At 70.2% G+C, this 24,982-nt stretch carries 21 protein-coding genes; 7 read left to right on the top strand and 14 right to left on the bottom strand.

What is annotated here, in order from left to right:
- Positions 1–230: 230 nt before the first annotated feature.
- From ACIRQH_RS20590 to ACIRQH_RS20565, 6 genes are all read right to left on the bottom strand, one after another.
- On the bottom strand, positions 231–1,070 hold the full coding sequence (locus ACIRQH_RS20590; protein WP_358821687.1) for a shikimate dehydrogenase: 840 nt from the start codon (positions 1,068–1,070) through the stop codon (positions 231–233).
- Positions 1,051–2,859 carry an endolytic transglycosylase MltG gene (mltG, locus tag ACIRQH_RS20585; RefSeq protein ID WP_388930415.1) on the bottom strand — a complete coding sequence of 603 codons (1,809 nt, stop codon included), beginning with the start codon at positions 2,857–2,859 and terminating at the stop codon, positions 1,051–1,053. Before mltG ends, ACIRQH_RS20590 begins: the two co-directional genes overlap by 20 nt.
- 123 nt (positions 2,860–2,982) lie before the next feature.
- Positions 2,983–3,447, bottom strand: coding sequence for a Holliday junction resolvase RuvX (gene ruvX / locus ACIRQH_RS20580; RefSeq protein WP_355866111.1), 465 nt, complete (start codon positions 3,445–3,447; stop codon positions 2,983–2,985).
- A 13-nt stretch (positions 3,448–3,460) separates the two neighbouring features.
- The gene (alaS, locus tag ACIRQH_RS20575) at positions 3,461–6,133 is read right to left on the bottom strand and encodes an alanine--tRNA ligase (protein WP_404226768.1); all 2,673 of its coding nucleotides are present in this window, start codon (positions 6,131–6,133) and stop codon (positions 3,461–3,463) included.
- Positions 6,133–6,489 carry a DUF6167 family protein gene (locus ACIRQH_RS20570; RefSeq protein ID WP_388868525.1) on the bottom strand — a complete coding sequence of 119 codons (357 nt, stop codon included), beginning with the start codon at positions 6,487–6,489 and terminating at the stop codon, positions 6,133–6,135. The genes alaS and ACIRQH_RS20570 overlap by 1 nt, the downstream gene beginning before the upstream one ends.
- 7 nt (positions 6,490–6,496) lie before the next feature.
- A complete protein-coding gene (locus tag ACIRQH_RS20565) occupies positions 6,497–6,931 on the bottom strand; it encodes a DUF948 domain-containing protein (RefSeq protein ID WP_358821684.1) in 435 nt (144 codons plus the stop codon).
- 161 nt (positions 6,932–7,092) lie between these two features.
- Between ACIRQH_RS20565 and ACIRQH_RS20560 the strand changes: the two genes are divergently transcribed.
- The gene (locus tag ACIRQH_RS20560; RefSeq protein ID WP_358821683.1) at positions 7,093–9,261 is read left to right on the top strand and encodes a regulator; all 2,169 of its coding nucleotides are present in this window, start codon (positions 7,093–7,095) and stop codon (positions 9,259–9,261) included.
- 39 nt (positions 9,262–9,300) lie between these two features.
- On the opposite strand, the gene rpsD is transcribed toward ACIRQH_RS20560, so the two are convergent.
- The 3 genes from rpsD to ACIRQH_RS20545 all read right to left on the bottom strand — a co-directional run bounded on the left by rpsD (position 9,301) and on the right by ACIRQH_RS20545 (position 12,291).
- Positions 9,301–9,915 carry a 30S ribosomal protein S4 gene (rpsD, locus tag ACIRQH_RS20555; RefSeq protein WP_164369968.1) on the bottom strand — a complete coding sequence of 205 codons (615 nt, stop codon included), beginning with the start codon at positions 9,913–9,915 and terminating at the stop codon, positions 9,301–9,303.
- Positions 9,916–10,255: 340 nt separating this feature from the next.
- On the bottom strand, positions 10,256–11,611 hold the full coding sequence (locus ACIRQH_RS20550; protein ID WP_358821682.1) for a replication-associated recombination protein A: 1,356 nt from the start codon (positions 11,609–11,611) through the stop codon (positions 10,256–10,258).
- Between the two features lie 44 nt (positions 11,612–11,655).
- Entirely contained in the window at positions 11,656–12,291 is a 636-nt protein-coding gene (locus ACIRQH_RS20545) for a vitamin K epoxide reductase family protein (RefSeq protein ID WP_404226767.1), read from the bottom strand.
- A gap of 139 nt (positions 12,292–12,430) precedes the next feature.
- Between ACIRQH_RS20545 and ACIRQH_RS20540 the strand changes: the two genes are divergently transcribed.
- Genes ACIRQH_RS20540 through ACIRQH_RS20525 form a run of 4 tightly spaced genes read left to right on the top strand, consistent with a single transcriptional unit; the run spans position 12,431 to position 16,021 of the window.
- Positions 12,431–13,297: an ABC transporter ATP-binding protein gene (locus tag ACIRQH_RS20540; RefSeq protein WP_388868533.1), complete on the top strand. Its 867-nt coding sequence runs from the start codon at positions 12,431–12,433 to the stop codon at positions 13,295–13,297.
- On the top strand, positions 13,294–14,139 hold the full coding sequence (locus ACIRQH_RS20535; RefSeq protein WP_388930410.1) for an ABC transporter permease: 846 nt from the start codon (positions 13,294–13,296) through the stop codon (positions 14,137–14,139). The genes ACIRQH_RS20540 and ACIRQH_RS20535 overlap by 4 nt, the downstream gene beginning before the upstream one ends.
- Positions 14,136–15,401, top strand: a complete 1,266-nt coding sequence (locus ACIRQH_RS20530; RefSeq protein ID WP_404226766.1) for a sensor histidine kinase — start codon at positions 14,136–14,138, stop codon at positions 15,399–15,401. The genes ACIRQH_RS20535 and ACIRQH_RS20530 overlap by 4 nt, the downstream gene beginning before the upstream one ends.
- The gene (locus tag ACIRQH_RS20525) at positions 15,398–16,021 is read left to right on the top strand and encodes a response regulator transcription factor (RefSeq protein WP_358821677.1); all 624 of its coding nucleotides are present in this window, start codon (positions 15,398–15,400) and stop codon (positions 16,019–16,021) included. Before ACIRQH_RS20530 ends, ACIRQH_RS20525 begins: the two co-directional genes overlap by 4 nt.
- A gap of 47 nt (positions 16,022–16,068) precedes the next feature.
- Here the strand turns inward: ACIRQH_RS20525 and hisS are convergent, their stop codons facing one another.
- Together hisS and ACIRQH_RS20515 are read right to left on the bottom strand one after the other, a co-directional pair.
- On the bottom strand, positions 16,069–17,331 hold the full coding sequence (gene hisS, locus ACIRQH_RS20520) for a histidine--tRNA ligase (RefSeq protein WP_388868542.1): 1,263 nt from the start codon (positions 17,329–17,331) through the stop codon (positions 16,069–16,071).
- A gap of 11 nt (positions 17,332–17,342) precedes the next feature.
- Complete coding sequence (locus ACIRQH_RS20515; protein WP_358821675.1) at positions 17,343–18,065, bottom strand: MBL fold metallo-hydrolase; 723 nt, start codon at positions 18,063–18,065, stop codon at positions 17,343–17,345.
- A 179-nt stretch (positions 18,066–18,244) separates the two neighbouring features.
- Here ACIRQH_RS20515 and ACIRQH_RS20510 point away from each other — a divergent pair, with 179 nt between their 5' ends.
- Together ACIRQH_RS20510 and ACIRQH_RS20505 are read left to right on the top strand one after the other, a co-directional pair.
- Positions 18,245–19,066: a peptidylprolyl isomerase gene (locus tag ACIRQH_RS20510; protein ID WP_404226765.1), complete on the top strand. Its 822-nt coding sequence runs from the start codon at positions 18,245–18,247 to the stop codon at positions 19,064–19,066.
- Between the two features lie 135 nt (positions 19,067–19,201).
- Positions 19,202–20,431 carry a DUF349 domain-containing protein gene (locus ACIRQH_RS20505; RefSeq protein WP_358821673.1) on the top strand — a complete coding sequence of 410 codons (1,230 nt, stop codon included), beginning with the start codon at positions 19,202–19,204 and terminating at the stop codon, positions 20,429–20,431.
- 101 nt (positions 20,432–20,532) lie between these two features.
- Here the strand turns inward: ACIRQH_RS20505 and ACIRQH_RS20500 are convergent, their stop codons facing one another.
- The 3 genes from ACIRQH_RS20500 to secF form a co-directional block, all read right to left on the bottom strand.
- Positions 20,533–23,097: a RelA/SpoT family protein gene (locus ACIRQH_RS20500; protein ID WP_388868546.1), complete on the bottom strand. Its 2,565-nt coding sequence runs from the start codon at positions 23,095–23,097 to the stop codon at positions 20,533–20,535.
- A gap of 229 nt (positions 23,098–23,326) precedes the next feature.
- Entirely contained in the window at positions 23,327–23,866 is a 540-nt protein-coding gene (locus ACIRQH_RS20495; RefSeq protein WP_358821672.1) for an adenine phosphoribosyltransferase, read from the bottom strand.
- Complete coding sequence (secF, locus tag ACIRQH_RS20490) at positions 23,863–24,981, bottom strand: protein translocase subunit SecF (protein WP_358821671.1); 1,119 nt, start codon at positions 24,979–24,981, stop codon at positions 23,863–23,865. The genes ACIRQH_RS20495 and secF overlap by 4 nt, the downstream gene beginning before the upstream one ends.
- Position 24,982 lies beyond the last annotated feature (1 nt).

Below are 24,982 nucleotides of genomic sequence, written 5' to 3'. Positions count from 1 at the left end.
TGCTCCTCATGCTCGCGCCCTGGTGCTGCTGCTGCGTACGCGCGTCCTCGCGTACGGCGACGGCGCGACCGGGTGCGCGGCCCTGGCCCGCCATCCCCGATCCTCCCACGTCCGACGGCGGGAACCGGCCGCAGGTCCATCAGGCGGACGCGGCCGACCGGGGCACTGCGGGCCATGAGCGCCGTGCCGGAGCGGGCCGGGAGGCGTACGGAGCGCCGTGCCGCCGGGCTCTAGCGGGCGGCGAGGGCGTGTTCGCCGGCCTTGCGCATCGCGTCGAGCGGGGCGGGGGCGCGCCCGGTCATCTGCTCGACCTGCAGCACCGCCTGGTGGACGAGCAGGTCGAGTCCGCCGACGACGGCACCGCCGTACGCCGACCAGCGTGCCGCGAGGTCCGTGGGCCAGGGGTCGTAGAGCACGTCGAAGAGGGTCGCCGGGCGTTCCGGAACGGCTGCGGCCAGGGCGTCCGTGGTGCCCGCCGGAGTCGTGGCGATCACCAGCGGTGCCCGCAGCGCCTCGGCGGCGTCCGCCCAGTCGGCGGTCCGCACCTCGACGCCGAGCCGCTCGCCCCACAGCCGCATCTCGGCGGCCCGCTCCGCGCTGCGGACGTAGGCGACGACCTCGCCGGTGCAGATCCGCGCGAGGGCGGCGAGAGCGGAGGAGGCGGTGGCGCCGGCACCGAGGATCGCGGCCGAGTCGACCTGCTCGATCCCCCGCTCGCGCAGCGCCGCGACCATCCCCGGGATGTCGGTGTTGTCGCCCGTGCGCCGCCCGTCCTCGGTGAACACCACGGTGTTGACCGCCTCGACGGAGGCGGCCGTCTCGGTGACGCCGTCGAGCAGCGGGATCACCGCTCGCTTGAGCGGCATGGTCAGCGACAGCCCGGCCCACTCGGGGCCGAGCCCGTCGAAGAACCCGGTCAGCGACTCCTCGTCGACCTCGAAACGGTCGTACGACCAGTCGGCGAGGCCCAGCTCCCGGTACGCGGCGCGGTGCAGCACCGGGGAGAGGGAGTGGGCGATCGGCGACCCGAGCACGGCGGCCCGGCGGGCATCAGTTGCCCGAACTGTCATTGAACTTTTCCTTGAGCTTCTCGAAATCTGCGTTCGTCTTGGCGAATTCGGTCTTGCTGTGACCGTCGGTCGCCACGAAATACATCCAGCCCTCACCCGTCGGATTGAGCGTCGCCTTCAGGGCATCGACACCCGGATTGCCGATCGGGCCGGGCGGCAGTCCCCTCTGCGTGTACGTGTTGTAGGGGTCCTTGTTGCTGTTGATCTCGGACTCGCTGATGTGGATATTGCTCTGGCCCTTCAGATAATTGAAGGTCGAGTCGAACTGGAGCAATTGATTCGTCTCGGTGTTGCTGGACTTGAGACGGTTGTAGATGACCTCGGCCATCTTCCGGTAGTCGTCGTGCGTCTTGCCCTCGGCCTCGACGAGACTGGCGACCGTGACGACCTGCAACGGGTCGGCGAGCTTGAGGGACTTCGCCTTCTCCGCGAGGCCCAGGGCCGCGTAGTTGCTGGACGCCTGCTTCACCATGCCCTTGAGCACGCTCTCGGGCTTCATCCCCTTGGCCGCGGGGTAGGTGGCGGGCCAGAGGAATCCTTCGAGCGGATCCTTTATGTCGCGGTTGCTGTTCGCCCAGCTCGGCAGACCGAGGCTCTTGTAGTCCTTCTTCGCGACACCGCTGGTGGTGCCCTTGGAAAGGCCGAGCTGTTTGTCGATCGACGCGTAGACCGTGGCATTCCGGTTACCGGGGGCCACGACCACGTTGTTCTGGCTCTTGGGGTCGAGCATCAATTCGACGGCACTCGCCGCGGACATCCCCTTGCGCAGCAGATAGGCGCCCGCCTGGATCTTCTGGCCCTGAGGATTCTCCTGCTGGGCGGAGACGAAGGCGTCCACGCTCTTGACGACCCCGAGCTCCTTGAGCTTCTGGCCGATCTCGTAGCCGCCGGCGCCCTTGTTGATCTCGACGGTCACCTGGCCGGAGCCGTCGCCCGCGTAGTCGGGCGCCGAGCCGAAACGGTTCTGGTAGTAGTGGTAGCCGAAGTAGCCGACGCCCGCGAGGCCACCGCCGAAGACCGCGACGACCACCAGGCACGCACAGCCGCTGCGCCGCTTCTTGCCCTTGCCGCCGCCCCGGCCCTTGCGGTCACCGCGGCCCCGGCGCCCCTTGGGGTCGTCATCGTCGTCGAGGTCGTCGTCATCGTCGCCGCCCGCGAAGAAGGCGTGCTCGCCCTGGTCGGGACCCGGGTCCCAGTCCGTCTTCGGCTCGGGCTCGGCACGGCGCCGGGCGGGAGGCTCGGGCGGCGGATAGGCCTCGGGAGTGTTGTAGAAGTCGGGCTGCTCGCCGGTGTACTGGCCCGCGTAGGGGTCGGTCGGGTCGGCACCGTAGGACACCTGGGGGTGGCCCCCGGTCTGCCACTCACCGTTCTCGTACTGCTGCCCGCCCTGACCGCCGTACTGCTGCTGACCTTGATCGACGTACTGCGGCTGTCCCTGGCCGTCGTAGTGCTGCTGCGCCTGGTCCCCGTACTGGGGATGCCCCTGCCCGGGGTACTGCTGCTGGCCCTGGTACTGCTGCTGCCCGTGGAACTGCTGCTGACCCTGGTACTGCCCGGGACCGCCCTGGGGCTGCTGGTACTGCTGCTGCCCCTGGTCGTACGCCTGCCCGCCGGTGCCCCAGTCGCCCTGCTGAGCCTGGTGCGCCTGAGCCTGCGGATAGTGCTGCGGCTGGCCGCCGTCGTAGGCGGACCGGCCGTCGGCGGCCTGTCCGCCCCATCCGCTGTCCCCGTACAACGGGTCCTCCGGATGCCACGGTTCGGAGCCTGGGCCCCGGCCATACTCAGTCATCGATCCCCTACGAGCCGCGAGCCGGCAGCTGCCGGCTCCAGTGGCTCGGCTCCCGTCCGCCTCTTTGCTGTGCGGGGGCTGTTCGAACACCACCGCATCGCGCGGAACGTTACCGTATCGCGATCACATGACCACTTCGACGCCCTCGCCGGGAGATTTACCTGACACCCGTTCGGATTCCAGGGCCTGCTGCAGAATGATGACGGCCGCCGCCTGGTCGATGACCGACCGGCCCTTCTTCGACTTCACGCCCGAGGCACGCAGTCCCTGACTGGCCGTCACCGTGGTCATGCGCTCGTCCACGAGCCGCACCGGAACGGGAGCGATCCCCCGCGCGAGCTCCTGGGTGAAGGCACGGACCTTGACGGCGGCGGGCCCCTCGCCCCCCTTGAGGGAGCGAGGGAGGCCGACGACGACCTCGATCGGCTCGTACTCCTCGACGAGCTGCTTCAGCCGGCGGTGGGCGGCCGGGACGTCACGTCCCGGGACCGTCTCCACCGGTGTCGCGAGGATCCCGTCGGGGTCGCACGAGGCGACCCCGATCCGGGCGTCCCCGACGTCGATCGCGAGCCGCCGTCCTCTGCGCATCTCCACGATCTTCTTACTTTGCCGTCTCGGCGACGAGGCGCTGGACCGCGGCGACGGCGTCGCCGATGGCGGCCGGGTTCTGGCCGCCGCCCTGGGCGACGTCCGGCTTGCCGCCACCGCCGCCACCGAGGGTCTTGGCCGCGGCCCGGACCAGCTCGCCGGCCTTCAGACCGCGCTCACGGGCGGGCTCGTTGGTGGCGATGACCGTCAGCGGCTTGCCGCCGGCCACGGTGAACAGGGCCACGACGGCGGCCCGTCCGCCCTGGATACGGCCACGCACGTCGAGGACCAGCTTGCGCAGGTCGTCGGCGCCGGTGCCGTCCGGTACCTGGCCGGTGACCAGGGCGACGCCGTTGACGTCCTGGGCGGACTCGACGAGACCGGCGGCGGCCTGGAGGACCTTCTCCGCGCGGAACTTCTCGATCTCCTTCTCGGCGTCCTTCAGCTTGCCGAGCATGGCGGAGACCTTCTCCGGAAGCTCCTCGGGGCGGCCCTTGACCAGCTCCTGGAGCTGGGCGACGACCGTGTGCTCACGGGCGAGGAAGTTGTAGGCGTCGACGCCGACGAGGGCCTCGATGCGGCGCACCCCGGAACCGATGGACGACTCACCGAGCAGCTTGACCAGGCCGAGCTGGGCGGTGTTGTGCACGTGCGTGCCGCCGCACAGCTCCTTGGAGAAGTCGCCGATGGTCACCACACGGACGCGCTCGCCGTACTTCTCGCCGAACTCGGCGATGGCGCCCTGCTTCTTGGCCTCGTCGATGCTCATGACCTCGGCCTCGACGTCCAGGTCGCGGGAGAGCACCTCGTTGATCTGCTGCTCGACGTCGGTCATGACGGCCGTCGGGACGGCCGACGGGGAACCGAAGTCGAAGCGGAAGCGGCCGGGCTGGTTCTCGGAACCGGCCTGGGCGGCCGTCGGGCCGAGGGCGTCGCGCAGCGCCTGGTGCGTGAGGTGGGTGGCCGAGTGGGCGCGGGCGATGGCCGTGCGGCGGCGCACGTCGATGACGGCCTGGGCCTTGGCACCGACCGTGGCCTCGCCGACCTGCACGACGCCCTTGTGGACGTACACACCCGGAACGGGCTTCTGGCAGTCGCGGATCTCGATGATCGCGCCGGACTCGACCCGGATGCGGCCGGTGTCGCCGATCTGGCCGCCGCCCTCCGCGTAGAAGGGGGTGCGGTCGAGGACGATCTCGACCTCGTCGCCCTCGGTGGCGGCCGGCGAGGAGACGCCGTCCACGAGGATGCCGACGATCGTCGACTCGGCCTCGGTGCCGTCGTACCCGACGAAGTCGGTCTCACCGGCGGCGTCGGCGATCTGACGGTAGGCGCCGAGGTCGGCGTGGCCGGACTTCTTGGCGCGGGCATCGGCCTTGGCCTTGTCCCGCTGCTCCTTCATCAGGCGGCGGAAGCCGTCCTCGTCCACCGACAGGCCCTGCTCGGCGGCCATCTCGAGGGTGAGGTCGATCGGGAAGCCCCAGGTGTCGTGGAGCAGGAACGCCTTGTCGCCGGCGAGAACCTTGCCGCCGGACTCCTTGGTGTCGGAGATGGCGGTGTCGAGGATGTTCGTGCCGGCCTTCAGCGTCTTGACGAAGGCGGCCTCCTCGGCGAGGGCCACGGTCTCGATCCGCTGCCGGTCGCCGACCAGGTCCGGGTACTGCTGGCCCATCATCTCGATCACGACGTCGACGAGGTCCTTGACGACGAGGCCGGTGGCACCGAGCAGCCGCATGTTGCGGATGGCACGGCGCATGATGCGGCGCAGCACGTAGCCGCGGCCCTCGTTGCCGGGGCTCACGCCGTCGCCGATGAGCATCACGGAGGTGCGCATGTGGTCCGTGACCACGCGCAGCGAGACGTCGGAGTCCGGGGCGGCACCGTACGCGACACCGGTCAGTTCGGTGGCCTTCTCGATGACGGCCATCGAGGTGTCGATCTCGTACAGGTTCTGCACGTCCTGCAGGATCATCGCGAGACGTTCCAGGCCGAGGCCGGTGTCGATGTTCTTGCTGGGCAGGTCGCCGAGGATCTCGAAGTCGTCCTTCGAGGTGCCCTCGCCGCGCTCGTACTGCATGAAGACCAGGTTCCAGATCTCCACGTACCGCTCGTCGTTGACGGCCGGGCCGCCCTCGACGCCGAACTCGGGGCCGCGGTCGTAGTTGATCTCGGAGCACGGGCCGCAGGGTCCGGGGACGCCCATGGACCAGTAGTTGTCCTTCTTGCCGAGACGCTGGATGCGCTCGGCCGGGACGCCGATCTTGTCGCGCCAGATGGCCTCGGCCTCGTCGTCCTCCAGGTAGACCGTGATCCACAGACGCTCCGGGTCGAGCCCGTAGCCACCCTTGTCCTGGGGCAGCGTGAGCAGCTCCCAGGCGTAGGTGATGGCGCCTTCCTTGAAGTAGTCGCCGAAGGAGAAGTTGCCGCACATCTGGAAGAACGTGCCGTGCCGGGTGGTCTTGCCGACCTCTTCGATATCCGGCGTGCGCACGCACTTCTGCACGCTGGTGGCGCGCGACCAGGGCGGCTTGACCTCGCCGAGGAAGTACGGCTTGAAGGGGACCATGCCGGCGGGGACCAGGAGCAGAGTCGGGTCGTCCGCGATGAGCGACGCCGAAGGGACGACGGTGTGACCGCGCTCCTCGTAGAAGCTCAACCAGCGGCGGCGGATTTCAGCCGACTCCATCAGTGGTCCTCATTCCGGTTGTACGTGTACGTCGTGTTCTCGATGTACTTGATCTGCTTGTCGTTGCCGGGCTGCCCGGCGTCGCCGAGCGCGGCGATCCGGCGCTGCGTGGGGAGTTCGGGGTCGGTGCGGCCGTTCAGGCCGAGCACCTCACCGAGTTCGGCCTCCCGCTGGGCCATCCCGTCACGGACGTCGAGGGCGAAGTCCTTGAGCCGGTGACCCGCGTCGATCGCCTTGTTGGCGGCCTGCGCCGCGAGGCTCTCGGGGGTCAGCGCCCGGATCTTGCGGTTGACCTTGGTGGTGGCCCATACACCCGCGGCTGCGCCTGCGGTGAACCAGAACGTACGGCGGAACATCGCTGCGTCAGTCCTTCTTCCGCTTTCCCCGTCGCGACGACGGGACGGTGCGGCCCACGATCACGGTTCGCCGGGACGCCTTGTCGGGCTCGTTCTCTCGACGGCCTCCGATGGCCCGGCGCACGCCGTAACCGAACGCCGCGACCTTGACCAGGGGGCCGCCGAAGGTGGAGGCGACGGTCGTCGACAGTGCCGACGCGTTCGACGTGACCTCCTGGACGTCCGACGCGATGGCGTCGACGCGGTCGATCTGGGTCTGCGCGGAGCGCACGGCCGCCGACGCGTCCGCCAGGAGGGGGACGGCCTGTTCGGTCACGTCCGCCACGAGCTTGGTGGTCGCCCGGAGCGTCTGGGCCAGTCTCGCCAGCGCGACGGCGAGGAAGGACACCAGGATCGCCCAGAACACGGCCACCAGGATCCCGGCCACCTCACCACCGGACACTGTTGCACCCGCTCCCTGACTGCCTGCCTGATCATCGAAAAGTCGTCACCCGAGCCTATCGCGCCGACACCGCGGCTCCGTACCGCATTACCGGCTGCCGCACCTGGAGTTGCGCGAAGCGATTGTACGGAGTGCTCACGGGTCAGTACGCTCCGTATCCCATGCAGCGTTCTCAGCCCGCCCGGCGCTCCGCTCCCGCGACATCCGGCAATCTGCCCCTGGAACTCGACGCGTTCGTGGGGCGCGCGGCCGAACTGGCGCGTCTGGCCGAGCTGCTGGGGACGGTCAGGCTGGTCACGGTGACCGGGGTCGGCGGTGTGGGGAAGTCCCGGTTCGCGGTGCACGCGGCGACGTGCGCGGACGGGCTCGACGCGGTGTGCCGCGTGGATCTGTCCGCGGTGCACGATCCGGGACTCGTCGAGTACGCGGTGCTCGAGGCCCTCGGTCTGACGGACCACACCGCGAAGCCACCCCGTCAGGTGCTGCTCGCTCATCTCGCCGACCGGCGCCTCCTGCTCGTGCTGGACGGCTTCGAGCACCTGGTGGAGGTGACCGCCTCGCTGGTGGCCGAGCTGCTGCGGAGGGCGCCGGAGCTACGGGTGCTGGCCGTGGGGCGCAGGCCGCTGGATCTCGGCGGCGAGCGGGTGTTCCCGCTGGCCCCGCTTGCCGAGGCGGAGGCCGCCGAGCTGTTCGCGGACCGGGCGGCGGCGCGGGTCCCGGGATTCACGCTGGACGAGGGGAACCGGGCCGACGTACGGGAGCTGTGCCGTCGTCTGGACGGGATCCCGCTGGCGGTGGAGCTGGCCGCGGGACGCCTCAGCGCCCTCTCCCCCGGTCAGTTGCTAGCGCGCCTGGAGGACCGGTTCCGGCTGCTGACCGGGGGCGGGCGGGACGCGCTGCCCCGGCATCAGACACTGCGGACCGCGATCGGCTGGAGCCATGAGCTCTGCACGCCGGAGGAGCGGCTGCTGTGGTCGCGGTTGTCGGTGTTCGCCGGACGGTTCGACCTGGAGGCCGCCGAGTACGTGTGCAGCGGGGACGGACTGCACGCCGACGACGTGCTCGACGTGCTGGACGCGCTGCTCGCGCAGTCCGTGCTGTCCCGCGAGGAGACGGCGGCCGGGGTCCGCTACCGGATGCTGGACACGGTGCGGGCGTACGGCGCCGAGTGGCTGGAGGCGACGGGGGACGCGGAGCGGCTGCGCCGCCGGCACCGCGACTGGTACATGGGCCTCGCCACCTGGTGCGAGCTGGACTGGTTCTCACCGCGTCAGGGCGAGGTCGCGGCGCGGGTCGAGACGGAGCTGCCGAATCTGCGCTGCGCGCTGGAGTTCTCGCTGACCGAGCCGGACGACGCGCATCTGGGGCAGTACCTGGCGGGCGCCCTCTGGTTCTACTGGGTGGGCTGCGGCCGGCTCTCGGAGGGCCGGCACTGGCTGGAGCGCAGTGTCGAGCTGGACGGCGACCGTGACCAGTCGCGGCTGAAGGCCCTGTGGGTGCTCGGCTATGTGGCGGTCCTCCAGGGGGACCCGGTGCCCGCGCTGTCCGCACTCCACGAGTGCCGCGAGGAGGCGGAGCGCTCCGAGAACGCCGTGGCGATCGCGTACGCCGAGCATCGCACCGGCTGCCTGGCCCTGGTCACGGACGACATGACGCGCGCCGAGACACTGCTGCGCTCGGCCCTCGACCGCTATCACGAGATCGGCGAGCTGAACAGCAACGTGCTGATGGGGCAGGTCGAGCTGGCGATGGCGCTCGCCTTCCAGGGCGATCTGCCGGGCGCGGTGAAACTGTGCGAGGACGTCCGCCGGGTCTGCGAGGACCACGGGGAGCGCTGGGCGCTCGGGTACGCGCTGTACGTGCTGGCGTACGAGGCCCAGGCGGGCGGCGACCCCGCGCGCGCCCGGGAACTCCTGCGACGGGGGCTCGGTATCGCGCACGCCTTCCACGATCTGCTCGGCGCCGTCCTCGCGGTCGAGCTGCTCGCCCTGATCACGGTCGTGGAGGGCGATCCGGCCGAGGCCGCGCTGCTCCAGGGTGCGGCGTCGAGGATGTGGCCGTCGGTGGGCCTACCCCTGTTCGGCTCGGCGTACTACAACGCGCCGCACGAGCGCTGCGCGGCGCTGGCCCGACAGTCGCTGGGCGACGAGCGGTACGAGGAGTGCGTACGGGAGGGCGAGCAGCTCGGGCAGGAGGCCGCGGTCGCCCGGGCGCTCGGCGGAGCGGGGGCGCCTCCGCTCGGGGTGGTGCCGTCGCCGCGCAGAGTGCCCCCGGACATGCGAAAGCCCGCCGTCTCCCCCACCGCGAAGGGCGGGGAGACGACGGGCTGACGCTGACGCGCAGGTGGTGCGACGTCCGCCGGAAGAAGATCAGCGGGCGTAGTACTCGACGACGAGCTGCTCGTCGCAGATCACCGGGATCTCCTTGCGGTTCGGCTCACGGTCCAGGCGGAACGCCAGGGCCGGGAGGTTCACCTGGAGGTAGCGCGGGGTCTCACCGTCGGGGGCGAACCCACCGGCACGGGAGACCTCGAACAGCGTCTTGCTGCGGCTGCGCTCGCGGACCATCACGACGTCGTCGGGACGGACACGGAACGACGGCTTGTCGACCTTGCCACCGTTGACCTCGATGTGGCCGTGGACGACCATCTGGCGGGCCTGGTAGATCGTGCGGGCGATGCCCGAACGCAGCACCAGCGCGTCGAGACGGCGCTCGAGCTCGATGACCAGGGCCTCACCGGTCTTGCCCTGCGTCTTGGCGGCACGCTCGTAGGCGCGGACGAGCTGACGCTCGGACACGTCGTACTGCGCGCGCAGACGCTGCTTCTCCAGCAGACGGACCTTGTAGTCCGAGTTCTGCTTGCGGCCGCGGCCGTGCTCGCCCGGCGGGTAGGGGCGGGCCTCGAAGTACTTGACGGCCTTCGGGGTCAGCGCGATGCCGAGGGCACGCGACTTCTTGACCTTGGGGCGGGACTGGTTCGGCATGAACCAAACACCTCATGTCTCTGATGCGAATACGGCTTCACCAGGGTTAGGGGAGGTCGCAATCCGCAGCCCGGGAAACCCTCCTCGCCGACGTGACGATCCACGTGGACGGGGCGGGCAGCCGCTCCTGGGTCTGGGCACATACGTGCAGCACGCGAGTGACCCACCGACCGATCCCGGAGATCCGGGTGGTGGTGGGTTGCCCGCGACACCTTCGACGGTGCGCGACGCTCCTGGAATCCCCCCGTTCAGGCGGGGGCTCCGGCTGAATGTCCCGTTCTGGTGGTGCCGACCGGAGCCGGACACGGGACGCAGCGCTTCGAGACATCGTACAGGGTGCTCAGGAGCGTCCTCTACCGAGGTGCTTCCTGGTCCACTCCACGGCGTCCGCGTAGCGCGCCTCGGCTCCGTGCCGGGTCGGGGTGTAGTACTCCCGGTCCTTGAGCTCCTCCGGCGCGTACTGCTGGGCGGCGATCCCCTCGGGCAGGTCGTGCGGATACACGTAGCCCTGGGCGTGGCCGAGCTTGGCCGCGCCCTTGTAGTGACCGTCGCGCAAATGGGTCGGCACCGGGCCCGCGTGGCCCTTGCGGACGTCCTCCATGGCGGCGCCGATGGCGGTCGTCGCGGCGTTGGACTTCGGGGCCAGGGCGAGGGCGATGGTCGCGTGGCTGAGGGTGAGCGCGGCCTCGGGGAAACCGATCATGGCGACCGCCTGGGCGGCGGCGACGGCTGTCGGCAGCGCGTTCGGGTCGGCGAGGCCGATGTCCTCGCTGGCGGAGATCATCAGACGGCGGGCGATGAAGCGGGGGTCCTCGCCGGCCTCGATCATCCGGGCGAGGTAGTGCAGGGCGGCGTCCACGTCGGAGCCGCGGATGGACTTGATGAGCGCGCTCGCCACGTCGTAGTGCTGGTCGCCGTCGCGGTCGTACTTCACGGCGGCGCGGTCGACGGTCTCCTCCAGGGTCTGGAGGGTGATCTCCGGCTCGCCCTTGTCGAGGGCCGCGCCGGCGGCGGCCTCCAGGGCGGTCAGGGCGCGGCGGGCGTCCCCGCCGGCGATCCGCAGCAGGTGCTCCTCGGTGTCGTCGGGGAGGCCGACGGCTTCCTTGAGACCGCGCTCGTCGCCGAGCGCCCGGCGCACCAGGGCGCGCAGGTCGTCGTCGGTGAGCGGTTCCAGGGTGAGGAGCAGGGAGCGGGAGAGCAGCGGGGAGATCACCGAGAAGTACGGGTTCTCGGTGGTCGCGGCGATCAGCGTGACCCAGCGGTTCTCGACCGCGGGGAGCAGGGAGTCCTGCTGGGCCTTGCTGAAGCGGTGGATCTCGTCGAGGAAGAGGACGGTCTCCTTGCCGTAGCCGCCGGTGGCGCGGCGGGCGCCTTCGATGACCGCGCGCACTTCCTTGACGCCCGCGGTGATCGCGGAGAGTTCCACGAAGCGCTTGTCGGTGGCCTTGGAGACGACGTACGCGAGGGTCGTCTTCCCGGTGCCCGGCGGGCCCCAGAGGATCACCGAGGACGGTCCGGCCGGGCCGCCGCTGCCCTCGGCGACGAGTCTGCGCAGGGGTGAGCCCGGCTTCAGCAGATGCTGCTGACCCACGACGTCGTCGAGGGTGCGCGGGCGCATCCGCACCGCCAGGGGACTGCTGGACGGGTCCTTCTCCTGGCGTTCTTCTGCTGCGGCGGTGAACAGGTCGGGCTCCACGTCCAAAACCCTATGTCACGCCACTGACAATCCCCGCAGGGCCGTCAGCTGGTCCAGAAGTCCCACCAGCGGGTCAGGATCAGCATGCCGATGATGCCGACGTGCAGCACGGGCAGGACCCAGGTGAACTCGCCGAAGAAGCCCTTCGCCCAGCGCGGGGCGGGCAGGAAGCCGTTGCGGACGTTGAAGGACGTCACGTACCAGAACATGGTGATCGTGGCGACCCAGGCGAGGCTGCACCACAGGCACAGCGAGTTGATCCGGTACAGCGACTGGAACTGCAGCCAGGTGCAGAACGCGACACCGAAGAGCGTGCCGAAGTTGAAGGTCAGCCAGTACCAGCGGGGGAAGGTCGCGCGGGCGAGCAGGCTCATGCCGACGCAGATCACGATGCCGTAGGCGACGAGACCCAGCATCGGGTTCGGGAAGCCGAAGGCCGAGGCCTGGTCGCTCTTCATGATGTTCCCGCAGGAGACCACCGGGTTCAGGCTGCACCCGGGCACGAAGTTCGGGTTCTCCAGCAGCTTGAACTTGTCGATCGTGATGACCCACGCGGCAAGGAGACCGGCCGCGCCCGTGATCACCAGCAGCAGGGCGAGCGCGCGACTGCCGCCGGCCGTCCGGGGAGCCGCGGGGCGTTCCTGCTCGGTCGGGACGTCCTTGACTGTCGTCTTGCTCATCACGCCGTTTCCGTTGCTTCGAAGGGGCCTGCGGGCAGGCTCATTGTGCCGCACCGGCCCCCTTGTCCACCGTTCGGTGGACATAAGAAGGCCCGCACGGTCGTCCCGGAGCGTTCGGTTCGGGGGCATGCTCGTCGGCATGACGACACACGGGGAGCAACTCGCGGTGGACGTACGGGGGCTGCGCAAGCAGTACGGGGACGTCACCGCTGTCGACGGCATCGATCTCGGCATCCGGCGGGGCGAGGTGTTCGGCCTGCTCGGACCGAACGGGGCGGGCAAGAGCACCACGGTGGAGATCCTCCAGGGCAACCGGCGGCGCGACGCGGGCGAGGTGTCGGTGCTGGGCTCGGACCCGGCGACGGGCACGCGCGCGTGGCGCTCGCGCGTCGGCATCGTCTGGCAGGACGAATCCGCGCCCGCCGAGTTGACGGTGGACGAGACAGTGCGGCATTTCGCCCGCTATTACCCGAATTCACGTGATCCCGAGGAGGTCATCGGCCTCGTCGGTCTGGAACAGAAGGCGGGCAGCCGGATCAAGTCGCTGTCGGGCGGCCAGCGCAGGCGGCTCGATGTCGCCCTGGGCGTCATCGGCGGCCCCGAGCTGCTGCTCCTGGACGAGCCGACGACGGGCTTCGACCCGGCCGCGCGACGGCAGTTCTGGGAGCTGATCCGCAAGCTCGCCGACGAGGGCACGACGATTCTGCTGACCACGCACTACCTGGAGGAGGCGGAGGCGCTAGCCGACCGGCTGGCGGTGGTCGCCCGCGGCAGGGTCGTCGCCGAGGGCGAACCGGCCGCGCTGCGCGAGCGCTTCGGCACGGAGGCGACGGTCGCGTGGACCGAGACCGACGGCACCGCGCGCAGCGAGCGCACGGACACGCCCACCAAGACCGTCACCGAACTCGTCCACCGCTTCGACGGCGAGATCCCCGGGCTCCGGATCAGCCGGCCGACCCTGGAGGACGTCTATCTGCGACTGACCGGCCAGGAGGGCGCGCGATGACCACGACCGACGTACGCGAACGCACCGGGACGGCGGCCGGAAGGCTGCCCGGCGCCTGGGGGGTCGGGCTGAGTCGCGGCGCCCTGGAGATCAAGCAGTTCTTCCGCCAGCGCGACCAGGTGGTGTTCACCTTCGCCTTCCCCGTCGTCTTCCTCTTCCTGTTCGCGTCGATCTTCAGCGACGACGTGAAGGGCGCGGGCATCACCGCCTCCCAGTTGTACGTCCCGGCGATGATGGCCGCGGGCATCATGTCCACCAGCTTCCAGTCCCTCGGCATATCGATCGCGATCGAACGGGACGAGAAGGTGCTGCGCCGGCTGCGCGGCACACCGATGCCACCGGCCGCTTACTTCCTCGGCAAGATCTGGCTGGTTCTCGTCACCGGCGCGATGGAGACGGCCATCCTGCTCCTGGTCGGCACCACGCTGTACGACGTCGACCTGCCCGCGGACGCCGGCAAGTGGGCCGACTTCGCCTGGATCTTCGTCCTCGGCCTGACAGCCTGCGCGCTCCTCGGCATCGCGGTCAGCTCGGTCCCGAAGTCGGGCAAGAGCGCCACCTCGGTGGTCGTCCTGCCGTTCCTGGTCCTCCAGTTCATCTCCGGCGTCTACATCGCCATCGACACCATCCCGGACTGGATGCTGAACATCGGCGCGCTGTTCCCCCTCAAGTGGATGTGCCAGGGCCTGCGCGGGGTGTTCCTGCCCGGGTCGGCTCAGGTCCTGGAGCAGACCGGCGGCTGGGAGTTCGGGCGGATCGCCCTGGTGCTGGGGGCGTGGTGCGTCGGCGGACTGCTGCTGTGCCTGCTGACCTTCCGTTGGAAGAACCGGCGCGACGGATGACCGTTCCGGCCTCGCGCCTCGGGCCGGCGCCGGGCGGCGATCCCGCCGCTCCGGCCCCGGCCCCGGCGGCTTCGGCACGCGGCGGCGCCCGGGAGTCGAACACCTGGGAGCGCTCGTTCCGGCTGTGGGACGCGTACTTCACCGTCGTGTGGGTGGCCACCCTGGTGTTCGTGCTCGGCACGGCCCACCCGGGGTGGCACGTCCGGCTCGCGGCCGGCGGCCTGCTCCTGCTGCTCATCCCCTGGTACCTGGCGGTCGGACGCCCCGTCCTGACGGCCGACGTCCCCGACGAGCGCCGCGCCCTCGGCTACATCGCGGGGGCCGTCCTGCTGTTCCTGCCGCCGGGCGTGCTGGTCGGTGAGACCCGGCTGATGACGTTCGCGCTGATCCCCCAGTGCTTCATCGCCCTGCGGCTGCGGCGCGCGCTGACCGCCTGCACCGTCATCAACATCGCGCCGGTGGCGGGCTGGGCCCTGCTGTGGCGGCCCGCGGGACAGGACCTCTTCTTCAACTCGGTCTTCGCGGTGGTCACGCTCGTCTTCTCGGCGGCGCTGGGCAGCTGGATCATCCGCATCATGGAGCAGAGCCAGGAACGGGCCGAGTTGATCACCGAGTTGGACGCCAGCCGGCACGAGGTCTCCCGGCTCTCGGCGGCGCACGGCGCGCTGGCGGAACGCGAACGGTTCTCCCGGGAGATCCACGACACCCTGGCCCAGGGCTTCACCAGCCTGCTGATGCTGGTCCAGGCGGTGGAGGCGGAACTCGACCACGATCTGCCGAAGGCCCGGCGCCATCTGGCCCTGATGGACCAGACGGCCCGGCAGAACCTCGCCGAGGCGCGGGCCCTGGTCACCGACGGCACCCCCGCCGACCTGGACGGCGCCACGCTGCCCGACGCGCTGCGCCGGCTCGCCGCCCGGCACGACGCGGGCGTCGAGGTCACCGGTCCGGTCCGGCCCCTGCCCGCCGGCCCCGAGGTGGTGATCCTCCGCTCCTGCCAGGAGGCTTTGGCCAACACCCGCAAGCACGCGGGGAGTTCACCCGGGATCATGGTGGGTCTGACGTATGGCGCCGCCTCGCTGACCCTCTCCGTGCGCGACGACGGCTGCGGCTTCGACCCGTCGGCACCGGCCGGCGGGTACGGCCTCGCGGGACTGCGCGCACGGGCCCGGGAGGTGGGCGGCACCGCCCTGATCCACAGCGCACCCGGCGACGGCACGACCGTCACGGTGTCGCTGCCCGTACCGAGGAGCGACACGTGATCCGGATCCTGCTCGCCGACGACCATCCCGTCGTACGCGAGGGGCTGCGCGCGATGCTCAGCGCCGAGCCCGATCTCGATGTCGTCGGCGAGGCGTCCAGCGGACCGCGGGCCCAGGCCCTGGCGGCCGAACTCCGGCCGGACATCGTGCTGATGGACCTGCGGATGCCCGAGGGCGGGGGTGTCGACGCGATCGTGTCGATGGCCCGGGCCGGGCTGCCGTGCCGGGTGGTCGTGCTGACCACCTACGAGACGGACCGGGACATCCTGCGTGCGGTGGAGGCCGGGGCCGCGGGCTATCTGCTGAAGGATCTGCCCCGGGCCGAACTGGCGGACGCCGTACGGGCCGCCGCACGCGGTGAGACGGTGCTCGCCCCCTCCGTCGCCGCCCGCCTGGTCGACCGGCTGCGCACCCGGCCTGAACAGCCGCGTCTCTCCGAGCGGGAGACCGCGGTGCTGCGGCTGGTCGCCGAGGGCTGCACCAACGCCGAGATCGGACGCCGGCTCTTCATCGGCGAGTCCACCGTGAAGACCCATCTGCTGCGCGTCTTCGGCAAGTTGGGGGTGGACGACCGCACGGCGGCCGTGACGAGCGCGATGCGTTTCGGACTGCTGGACTGAGGCTCCCGCCCCCTCCGCTCCGAGCGGAGGGGGCGGGAACGGCCCGGTCAGCCCAGGCGCGAGCGCAGTTCGCCCACGATCTCACCCACGCCGACCGCCGTCTGCTCACCGGACTCCATGTCCTTGAGCTGCACGACGCCCTCGGCGAGGTCACGCTCACCGGCCACGACGGTGTACCGCGCGCCCGACCGGTTGGCGTTCTTCATCGCGCCCTTGAGGCCCTTGGCGCCGTACGAGAAGTCGGCGGGGACACCGAGCCTGCGCAGTTCGGTGACCACGCCGAACAGCACCCGGCGCGCCTCCTCCCCGAGCGGCACGGCGAACACACTGGTGGAGGCGGGGATGTCGAGCTCGACGCCCTCCGCCTCCAGCGCCAGCACCGTGCGGTCGACGCCGAGGGCCCAGCCGACGGACGGCAGCGCGGGGCCGCCGATCATCTCGGACAGCCCGTCGTAGCGGCCGCCGCCGCCCACCGCGGACTGCGAGCCGAGACCGTCGTGCACGAACTCGAACGTGGTGCGCGTGTAGTAGTCCAGGCCGCGCACCAGCTTCGGGTCGTCCTCGAAGGAGACGCCCGCAGCCGTGATCAGATCGCGCACCTCCTCGTGGTACGCCTTGCACGCGTCGCACAGGTAGTCCCGGAGCAACGGCGCACCGGTCAGCTGCTTCTGGACGTCGTCCCGCTTGTCGTCGAGCACGCGCAGCGGGTTGATCTCCGCACGGCGCAACGTCTCCTCGTCCAGGTCCAGACCGCGCAGGAAGTCCTGCAGCGCGGCCCGGTAGACGGGACGGCACTCCTGGTCGCCCAGGCTGTTCAGCAGGATGCGGAAGTTCCGCAGGCCCAGCGAGCGGTACGCCTGGTCCGCCAGGATGATCAGCTCGGCGTCGAGCGCCGGGTCCTCGGCACCGATCGCCTCGGCGCCCACCTGGGAGAAGTGGCGGTAACGGCCCTTCTGGGGACGCTCGTAGCGGTAGTAGGAGCCGGAGTACCAGAGCTTGACGGGGAGGTTGCCCGCCTTGTGCAGGTTGGCCTCCAGGGCCGCGCGCAGCACGGAGGCGGTTCCCTCGGGGCGCAGCGCCAGCCTGTCGCCGCCCTTGGTCTCGAAGGCGTACATCTCCTTGGTCACGATGTCGGTGGACTCACCGACACCGCGGGCGAACAGCTCGACGTTCTCGAAACCGGGCGTCTCGATGTAGCCGTAGCCGGAGTTGCGCAGCGGGGCGGCGATCGCCTCGCGCACCGCGAGGTACGTGGCGCTCACCGGCGGGATCAGGTCGTACGTGCCCTTGGGGGCCTTGAAGGTGCTCACGAAGTCTCTCGTCACATTCCTCGTCGAGGAGCGGCGGTCGGGTCCGCTCCGCGTTCCTGGCGGCCGGCCGCCACCTGCCGCAGATACGGGTTGGTGGCGCGCTCCTGGCCGATGGTCGTCTGGGCGCCGTGGCCGGACAGCACCACGGTCGAGTCGTCGAGCGGCAGGCACACGCGGCCCAGCGAGTCGAGCATCTCGTCCATGTCGCCGCCGGGCAGGTCGGTGCGTCCGACGGAGCCGGCGAAGAGCAGATCCCCGGAGAAGAACACGGACGGAATGTCCGCGCTCTCGGGCATCCGGAACGTCACCGACCCCTTCGTATGGCCCGGCGCGTGCGCGACGGACAGGTCGAGGCCCGCCAGCTTCAGCTCCGCGCCGTCGGTCAGGGTCCGCACGTCGTCCGGCTCTCCCACGGTCAGTTCGCCCATCAGCGGCATCCCGATGGAACGGCCGAGCGCCCGCTCGGGGTCGCTCATCATGTACCGGTCCTCGGGGTGGATCCAGGCGGGCACGTCGTGCGCCCCGCACACGGGAACGACCGAGGCGACGTGGTCGATGTGGCCATGCGTGAGGATGACCGCGACGGGCTTGAGCCGATGCTTGGCGAGTGCTTCCTCGACTCCCTGGGCGGCCTGATGGCCCGGGTCGATGATCACGCACTCCTCACCCGCGGCGGGGGCGACCAGGTAACAGTTGGTCCCCCAGGCCCCGGCGGGGAACCCGGCAATGAGCACGATCGTCCTTCGTGGTGGCGTACGCGCTGGTGTCGTACGGGGCGGGTGGCTGTGGATCAGAGCCTACCGGCGCTGCCGATTCCTCAGCGAACCCATATACGGTACGGGGCACACGCAGGCGGTCGGCTCACAAGACGCACGCGTCCCATCGACGTACGAGACGCACGAGGAGAAACCCGGTGGTCAGCCAGGAACAGCGGCGGCGTCAGCTCGCCCGGGAGAAGTTCTTGCGACAGCAGCAGCGCCGCACGGCCGCGCGACGCAAGACCCATACACGCAACGCGGTGATCGCGTCGGTCGTCGGCGTACTCGTCGCGGGCGGTGCGCTGTCGTTCGCGACCGGGGTCTTCAAGGACGACGGCAAGAAGAAGACCAGTGCCGGTTCCGAGGTGTCGCCGAGCGCCACCCCGAGCAAGGCGTCCGACCCGTGCGAGAAGCCGACGGCGGGCAAGGTGAAGTCGCTCAGCTGGAAGAAGGAGCCGGCGGTCACCATCGACAAGTCCGCGGCCTACACGATGAAGATGGCGACGACCTGCGGGGACATAGACATCGCCCTCAAGGCGTCCGCGGCCCCGCACACGGTGAACTCGTTCTCCTACCTCGCCGGCAAGGGGTTCTTCGACCACACCAAGTGCCACCGGCTCACCACCAACGGCATCTACGTCCTGCAGTGCGGCGACCCGACCGCCCAGGGCTCCGGCGGTCCCGGCTACACGATTCCGGACGAGAACCTGAAGGACAAGACGCTGAAGGCCGGGGTGTATCCGGCGGGCACGATCGCCATGGCCAACACCGGCCAGAAGCACACCGGCGGCAGCCAGTACTTCCTCGTCTACCAGGACAGTCAGTTGCCGCCCAGCTACACACCGTTCGGAACTATTTCCAAGTCCGGCATGACGGTCCTCAAGAAGATCGCGGCGGCCGGTGAGAGCACGGGCCAGGGCGACGGCGCCCCCAACGCGACCGTCGTGATCAACAAGATGACCGTGGCGAAATCCTGACCGCCGGCTGCTTAATTTCGGTCGCGCGGGATGCGGACAGCCGCCCCGCCGGTCGCCTATGTTGGCCGTGACGAAACTGTGGACGATGCCAGGGGGCGCTGACGCCCCTCGCAGGCATCATGTGGAGGAGGCGCTGTGAGCAGCGACCCGTGGGGACGCGTCGACGAGACGGGGACCGTGTACGTGCGTACGGCCGACGGCGAGCAGGTCGTCGGTTCCTGGCAGGCCGGCTCCCCCGATGAGGCGCTGGCCTACTTCGAGCGCAAGTACGAGGGCCTGGTTGTCGAAATCGGCCTCCTCGAGAAGCGAGTGAAGACCACCGACCTGTCGGCGAAGGACGCCCAGGCCGCCATCGATCACATCCGTGAGCAGGTGGTGGCCCACCACGCGGTGGGTGACCTGGATGCCCTGAAGGTCCGTCTCGACAAGCTCGTCGAGACGGTCGACGCGCGTCGTGAGGAGCGCAAGGTCCAGCGGGCCAAGCAGTCCGACGAGGCGCGGCACTCCAAGGAGGCGCTGGTCGTCGAGGCCGAGGAGCTGGCGCAGAGCGACCAGTGGCGCGCGGCGGGCGAGCGGCTGCGTGCCCTGGTGGACACGTGGAAGGGGCTGCCGCGGCTCGACCGCAAGTCGGACGACGAGCTGTGGCACCGCTTCTCGCACGCCCGCTCGGCGTTCTCCAAGCGGCGCAAGGCGCACTTCGCCTCGCTGGACGCGCAGCGCGAGGAGGCCCGCAAGACCAAGGAGAAGCTGGTCGCGGAGGCCGAATCGTTGTCCGGTTCGGCGGACTGGGGTCCGACGGCCGCCCGTTACCGCGAGCTGATGGCGGACTGGAAGGCCGCGGGCCGTGCTCAGCGCGAGCACGAGGACGACCTGTGGAACCGCTTCCGCGGCGCCCAGGACGTGTTCTTCGCGGCGCGCGGTTCGGTCTTCGCCGAGCGGGACGCGGAGCAGACGGAGAACCTCAAGCTCAAGGAGGAGCTGGCCGAGGAGGCCGAGAAGCTCGTCCCGGTGCAGGATCTGAAGGCGGCCCGTGCGGCCTTCCGCTCGATCAACGAGCGCTGGGAGGCCATCGGCCACGTGCCGCGTGACGCCCGCCCGAAGGTCGAGGGCCGTATGCACACGGTGGAGCGGGCGCTCCAGGACTCCGAGGAGACCGAGTGGCGCCGGACGAACCCGGAGGCACGCGCGCGTGCCGAGGGTCTCACCGGTCAGCTGCAGTCCGCCGTGGACAAGCTCCAGGGTCAGATCGAGGCGGCGCGCAGCGCGGGCAACACCTCGAGGGCCGACAAGCTCCAGAAGGAGCTCGACGGCCGTCAGGCGCTGCTGGACCAGGCGCTGAAGGGCCTTCAGGAGTTCGGCGGCTGAGGCTTCGGCCGCGACGGCTTCACACGAAGGGGCTCCCGTACGGTGCGTACGGGAGCCCCTTCGTGTGCTGCACGCGCCGCCCGGGCGGGGCGGCGCGGAGGTCAGGCGTCGGAGGGCCTGCGGGCCGAGGTCACGCGGTAGACGTCGTACACGCCCTCCACGCCCCGGACCGCCTTCAGGACGTGCCCCAGGTGCTTGGGGTCGCCCATCTCGAAGGTGAAGCGGGAGGTGGCCACCCGGTCACGGGAGGTCTGGACGGCCGCCGACAGGATGTTGACGTGCTGGTCGGACAGGACGCGCGTGACGTCCGACAGGAGACGTGAACGGTCCAGCGCCTCCACCTGTATGGCGACGAGGAAGACCGAGGACTGGGTGGGTGCCCACTCGACCTCGAGGATGCGCTCGGGCTCACGGGACAGCGAGTCGACGTTGACGCAGTCGCTGCGGTGAACCGATACGCCGCTGCCACGGGTGACGAAGCCGATGATCGGGTCGCCGGGCACCGGGGTGCAGCACCGGGCGAGCTTGACCCAGACGTCGTCGACGCCCTTGACGACCACACCGGGGTCGTTGTTGCTGCGCCGCTTGCGGCCGCGGCCCCGGGCGGGCGGTACGGACTCGTCGATCTCCTCGGTGGCCGCCTCGTCGCCGCCGAGTGCCTGGACGAGCTTCTGGACGACGCTCTGCGCGGTGACGTGCCCCTCGCCGATCGCCGCGTACAGCGACGAGATGTCGGGGTAGCGCATCTCGTGCGCGAGGGTGACGAGCGAGTCGCCGGTGAAGATGCGCTGAATCGGCAGGTTCTGCTTGCGCATCGCGCGCGCGATGGCGTCCTTGCCGTGCTCGATCGCCTCGTCGCGGCGCTCCTTGGAGAACCACGCGCGGATCTTGTTCCGGGCGCGCGGCGACTTCACGAAGCCGAGCCAGTCGCGGGAGGGGCCCGCGCCGGCCGCCTTGGAGGTGAAGACCTCGACGAGGTCGCCGTTGTCCAGGGTCGACTCGAGGGGGACGAGCCGGCCGTTGACTCGCGCTCCTATGGTCCGGTGGCCGACCTCCGTGTGGACCGCGTACGCGAAGTCCACCGACGTGGCACCGGCCGGGAGCGCTATCACGTCGCCCTTGGGCGTGAAGACGAAGACCTCGTTGCGCGACAGGTCGAAGCGCAGGGACTCCAGGAACTCGCTGGGGTCCTCGGTCTCCTTCTGCCAGTCGAGCAACTGACGAAGCCACGCCATGTCGTTGACGGTGTCCTGGCCCGCGCTGCCCTTCGCGGCGCGGGGCACGTCGGTACGGATCTTGGAGGATCCGGCGACGGTCTCCTGCTTGTACTTCCAGTGGGCCGCGATGCCGTACTCGGCGCGGCGGTGCATGTCGAACGTACGGATCTGCAGCTCGACGGGCTTGCCGTTGGGGCCGATCACCGTCGTGTGCAGCGACTGGTACATGTTGAACTTGGGCATCGCGATGTAGTCCTTGAACCGGCCGGGGACCGGGTTCCATCGCGCGTGCACGGTGCCGAGTGCCGCGTAGCAGTCGCGGACGGTGTCCACGAGGACGCGGATGCCCACCAGGTCGTAGATCTCCGCGAAGTCACGGCCGCGGACGATCATCTTCTGGTAGACGCTGTAGTAGTGCTTCGGGCGGCCGGTGACGGTCGCCTTGATGCGCGCCGCGCGAAGGTCGGACTGGACCTCGTCGGTCACTATGGCGAGGTACTCGTCGCGCTTGGGGGCGCGCTCGGCGACCAGACGCACGATCTCGTCGTACATCTTGGGGTAGAGGATCGCGAAGGCGAGGTCCTCCAGCTCCCACTTGATGGTGTTCATGCCCAGGCGGTGGGCGAGCGGCGCGTAGATCTCCAGGGTCTCGCGCGCCTTCTTCTCCTGCTTCTCACGCTTGAGATAGCGCATGGTGCGCATGTTGTGCAGGCGGTCGGCGAGCTTGATGACCAGGACGCGGGGGTCCTTGGCCATGGCGACGACCATCTTGCGCACGGTCTCGGCCTGCGCGGCCTCACCGAACTTGACCTTGTCGAGCTTGGTGACGCCGTCGACGAGCAGGGCGACCTGGTCGCCGAAGTCCCGCTTGAGGGTGTCCAGGCCGTACTCGGTGTCCTCGACGGTGTCGTGCAGGAGACCGGCCATCAGGGTGGCCGGGTCCATGCCCAGCTCGGCGAGGATGGTGGTGACGGCGAGCGGGTGCGTGATGTACGGGTCGCCGCTCTTGCGCTTCTGGCCCCGGTGCCAGCGCTCGGCGACCTGGTAGGCGTTCTCGATCTGCCGCAGCGTGGCCGTCTCGATCTTGGGGTCGTGGCTGCGCACCGTCCGCAGCAGCGGCTCCAGAACCGGGTTGTACGGGTTCGAGCGCTGGCCGCCGAGCCGGGCCAGGCGGGCGCGGACGCGGTTGGAGGAGCCGCCGGTGCGGGCGGGCTGGCCGGCCGCGGGGCGGACCACCGGGGTGTTCCCGGTGCGCTCGGGGGGAGCCGGCTTGGGACGTGGCTGCTCGGCCGCCGTGTCGTCCGGTGCGGACTGGGCGTGCTCGACCGGCCCGCTCGCGGCGTTCTCGGCGGGCTTCTCCGCGGTGCCCGAGACGGGCTCGGGCTTCGTGGAGGCGGTTCCCCCCAGGCGTTCCGCACTGGGGGCGAGTGGCTGGGCCTCGTCTGGCAAGAGGGCTCCTCGTGCGCGTTCCGGGTCCCCCGGTCAGGCTCCGGAAACCCCATGGTAGCGATCCCGGGCGTCGGACTCTCTGCCGGCCGCCGGGACCACCTCGTACAGCAGGAACGCCGAAGGCGGGCTCCGGATTCCTCCGGGGCCCGCCTTCGGGGTGTCCTGCGGGTGTCTCAGGCCTTTCGGCGGGCTTGCCCGGGACTTTCCTCCCGGGGGCCGCGAAGGGCGCTCAGATCGTGAGCAGCGCCTCCAGCGGAGCTCCGGCCAGCGTCGGCTCCAGTCGGCCGCGGCCGCCCAGGAAGCCCAGCTCCATCAGGACGGCGACGCCCGCGACCTCGGCGCCCGCGCGGCGGATGAGCTGCAGCGAGGCCTCGGCGGTGCCGCCGGTGGCGAGGACGTCGTCGACGACCAGCACGCGATCGCCCGCGCTGAGGTCCTCGGCGTGCACCTCGATCTCGGCGGAGCCGTACTCCAGGTCGTACGCCTGCGAGAGGGTCGCTCCGGGGAGCTTGCCCGCCTTGCGCACGGGGATGAAGCCGAGCCCGGCGCGCACCGCGACCGGAGCGCCGAGGATGAACCCCCGCGCCTCCAGACCGACGATCTTGGTGGCTCCGGTACGGGTGGCGACGTCCGCCAGAGCGTCGGTCAGCGCGCCGAACGCGGCCGGGTCGGCCAGCAGCGGGGTGATGTCCTTGAACACCACGCCCGGCTCCGGGTAGTCCGCCACGTCACGGATACGGCTGGACAGCAGCTCCTCGATACCGGTCATCGGCGCTTCCCCGAGGGACGGCCACGGCCGCGGGTGCGCGACGCGGGCTGGTTGCGGGGACCGACGACCGCGGGTGCGACGTCCTCGGGCTCCTCGTCGTCGTACGACGCCTCGGCGGCCTGCGGCTCGAGGGACTCGCCCTTGGCCGCGGCCTGCGCCCGCTTGGCGAGGACGCGCTTGCGCAGCGCCTTCATCTGCGGCTCGCGCTCCTTGAGGTCGGCGACGAGCGGCGTGGCGATGAAGATCGAGGAGTACGCACCGGCCGCGAGGCCGACGAACAGCGACAGCGAGATGTCGTTGAGCATGCCCGCGCCGAGCACGCCGCCGCCGATGAACAGCAGGCCGGCGACCGGCAGCAGCGCGACCACCGTGGTGTTGATGGAACGCACCAGCGTGCCGTTGATCGAGCGGTCGGCGACGTCGCTGTAGGTCCAGCGGGTCTGCTTGGTGATGTCCTTCGTCTGCTCCTTGAGGCTGTCGAAGACGACGACCGTGTCGTAGAGCGAGTAACCGAGGATCGTGAGCAGACCGATCACCGTGCCCGGGGTGACCTCGAAGCCCACCAGGGCGTAGATGCCGACCGTGATGGTGATGTCGTGGATCAGGGCGACCAGGGCCGCGATGGCCATGCGCCACTCGAAGGCGATGGCCAGGTAGATCACGACGAGGACCATGAAGATCGCCAGGCCTTCCCAGGCCTTGTTGGCGATCTGGTCACCCCAGCTGGGGCCGACCAGGTCGGCGTTGATCTTCTCCGAGTCGACGCCGAGGTCCTTGGCGAGCTGTTCCTTGATCGTGTCCGACTTGTCGGTGTCGATGCCGGCGATCTGGACGCGCAGTCCGCCGTTGCCGAGCTTCTGGACGACCGCGTCGTGGCCGGAGGCGTCTTCCGCGAAGGTCTCCGCCTGGCTCACCGAGATGCTGCTCTTCTCGGTGGTGAAGACGGCGCCGCCCTGGAACTCGATGCCCATGTTCAGGCCCCGCACCGTCAGGCCGAGGATGGCCGTGATGGTGATCAGGATCGAGACGCCGTACCAGATCTTGCGCTTGCCGACGAAGTCGTAGCCGATCTCGCCGCGGTGCAGTCGGGCGCCGAGGGTGCCGAGTTTCGACATC

It is taken from the genome of Streptomyces sp. NPDC102279 (genome assembly GCF_044766365.1).
Classification (GTDB): Bacteria; Actinomycetota; Actinomycetes; order Streptomycetales; family Streptomycetaceae; genus Streptomyces.
The sequence above is the reverse complement of the archived record's forward strand: the minus strand, read 5'-3'. Positions and strand labels throughout refer to the sequence as shown.

Coding starts and splice junctions, on each gene's coding strand:
- ACIRQH_RS20590 (WP_358821687.1), bottom strand. CDS start 1,070: ATGACAGTTCGGGCAACTGATGCCCGCCGGGCCGCCGTGCTCGGGTCG.
- mltG (WP_388930415.1), bottom strand. CDS start 2,859: ATGACTGAGTATGGCCGGGGCCCAGGCTCCGAACCGTGGCATCCGGAG.
- ruvX (WP_355866111.1), bottom strand. CDS start 3,447: ATGCGCAGAGGACGGCGGCTCGCGATCGACGTCGGGGACGCCCGGATC.
- alaS (WP_404226768.1), bottom strand. CDS start 6,133: ATGGAGTCGGCTGAAATCCGCCGCCGCTGGTTGAGCTTCTACGAGGAG.
- ACIRQH_RS20570 (WP_388868525.1), bottom strand. CDS start 6,489: ATGTTCCGCCGTACGTTCTGGTTCACCGCAGGCGCAGCCGCGGGTGTA.
- ACIRQH_RS20560 (WP_358821683.1), top strand. CDS start 7,093: ATGCAGCGTTCTCAGCCCGCCCGGCGCTCCGCTCCCGCGACATCCGGC.
- rpsD (WP_164369968.1), bottom strand. CDS start 9,915: ATGCCGAACCAGTCCCGCCCCAAGGTCAAGAAGTCGCGTGCCCTCGGC.
- ACIRQH_RS20545 (WP_404226767.1), bottom strand. CDS start 12,291: ATGAGCAAGACGACAGTCAAGGACGTCCCGACCGAGCAGGAACGCCCC.
- ACIRQH_RS20540 (WP_388868533.1), top strand. CDS start 12,431: ATGACGACACACGGGGAGCAACTCGCGGTGGACGTACGGGGGCTGCGC.
- ACIRQH_RS20535 (WP_388930410.1), top strand. CDS start 13,294: ATGACCACGACCGACGTACGCGAACGCACCGGGACGGCGGCCGGAAGG.
- ACIRQH_RS20530 (WP_404226766.1), top strand. CDS start 14,136: ATGACCGTTCCGGCCTCGCGCCTCGGGCCGGCGCCGGGCGGCGATCCC.
- ACIRQH_RS20495 (WP_358821672.1), bottom strand. CDS start 23,866: ATGACCGGTATCGAGGAGCTGCTGTCCAGCCGTATCCGTGACGTGGCG.
- secF (WP_358821671.1), bottom strand. CDS start 24,981: ATGTCGAAACTCGGCACCCTCGGCGCCCGACTGCACCGCGGCGAGATC.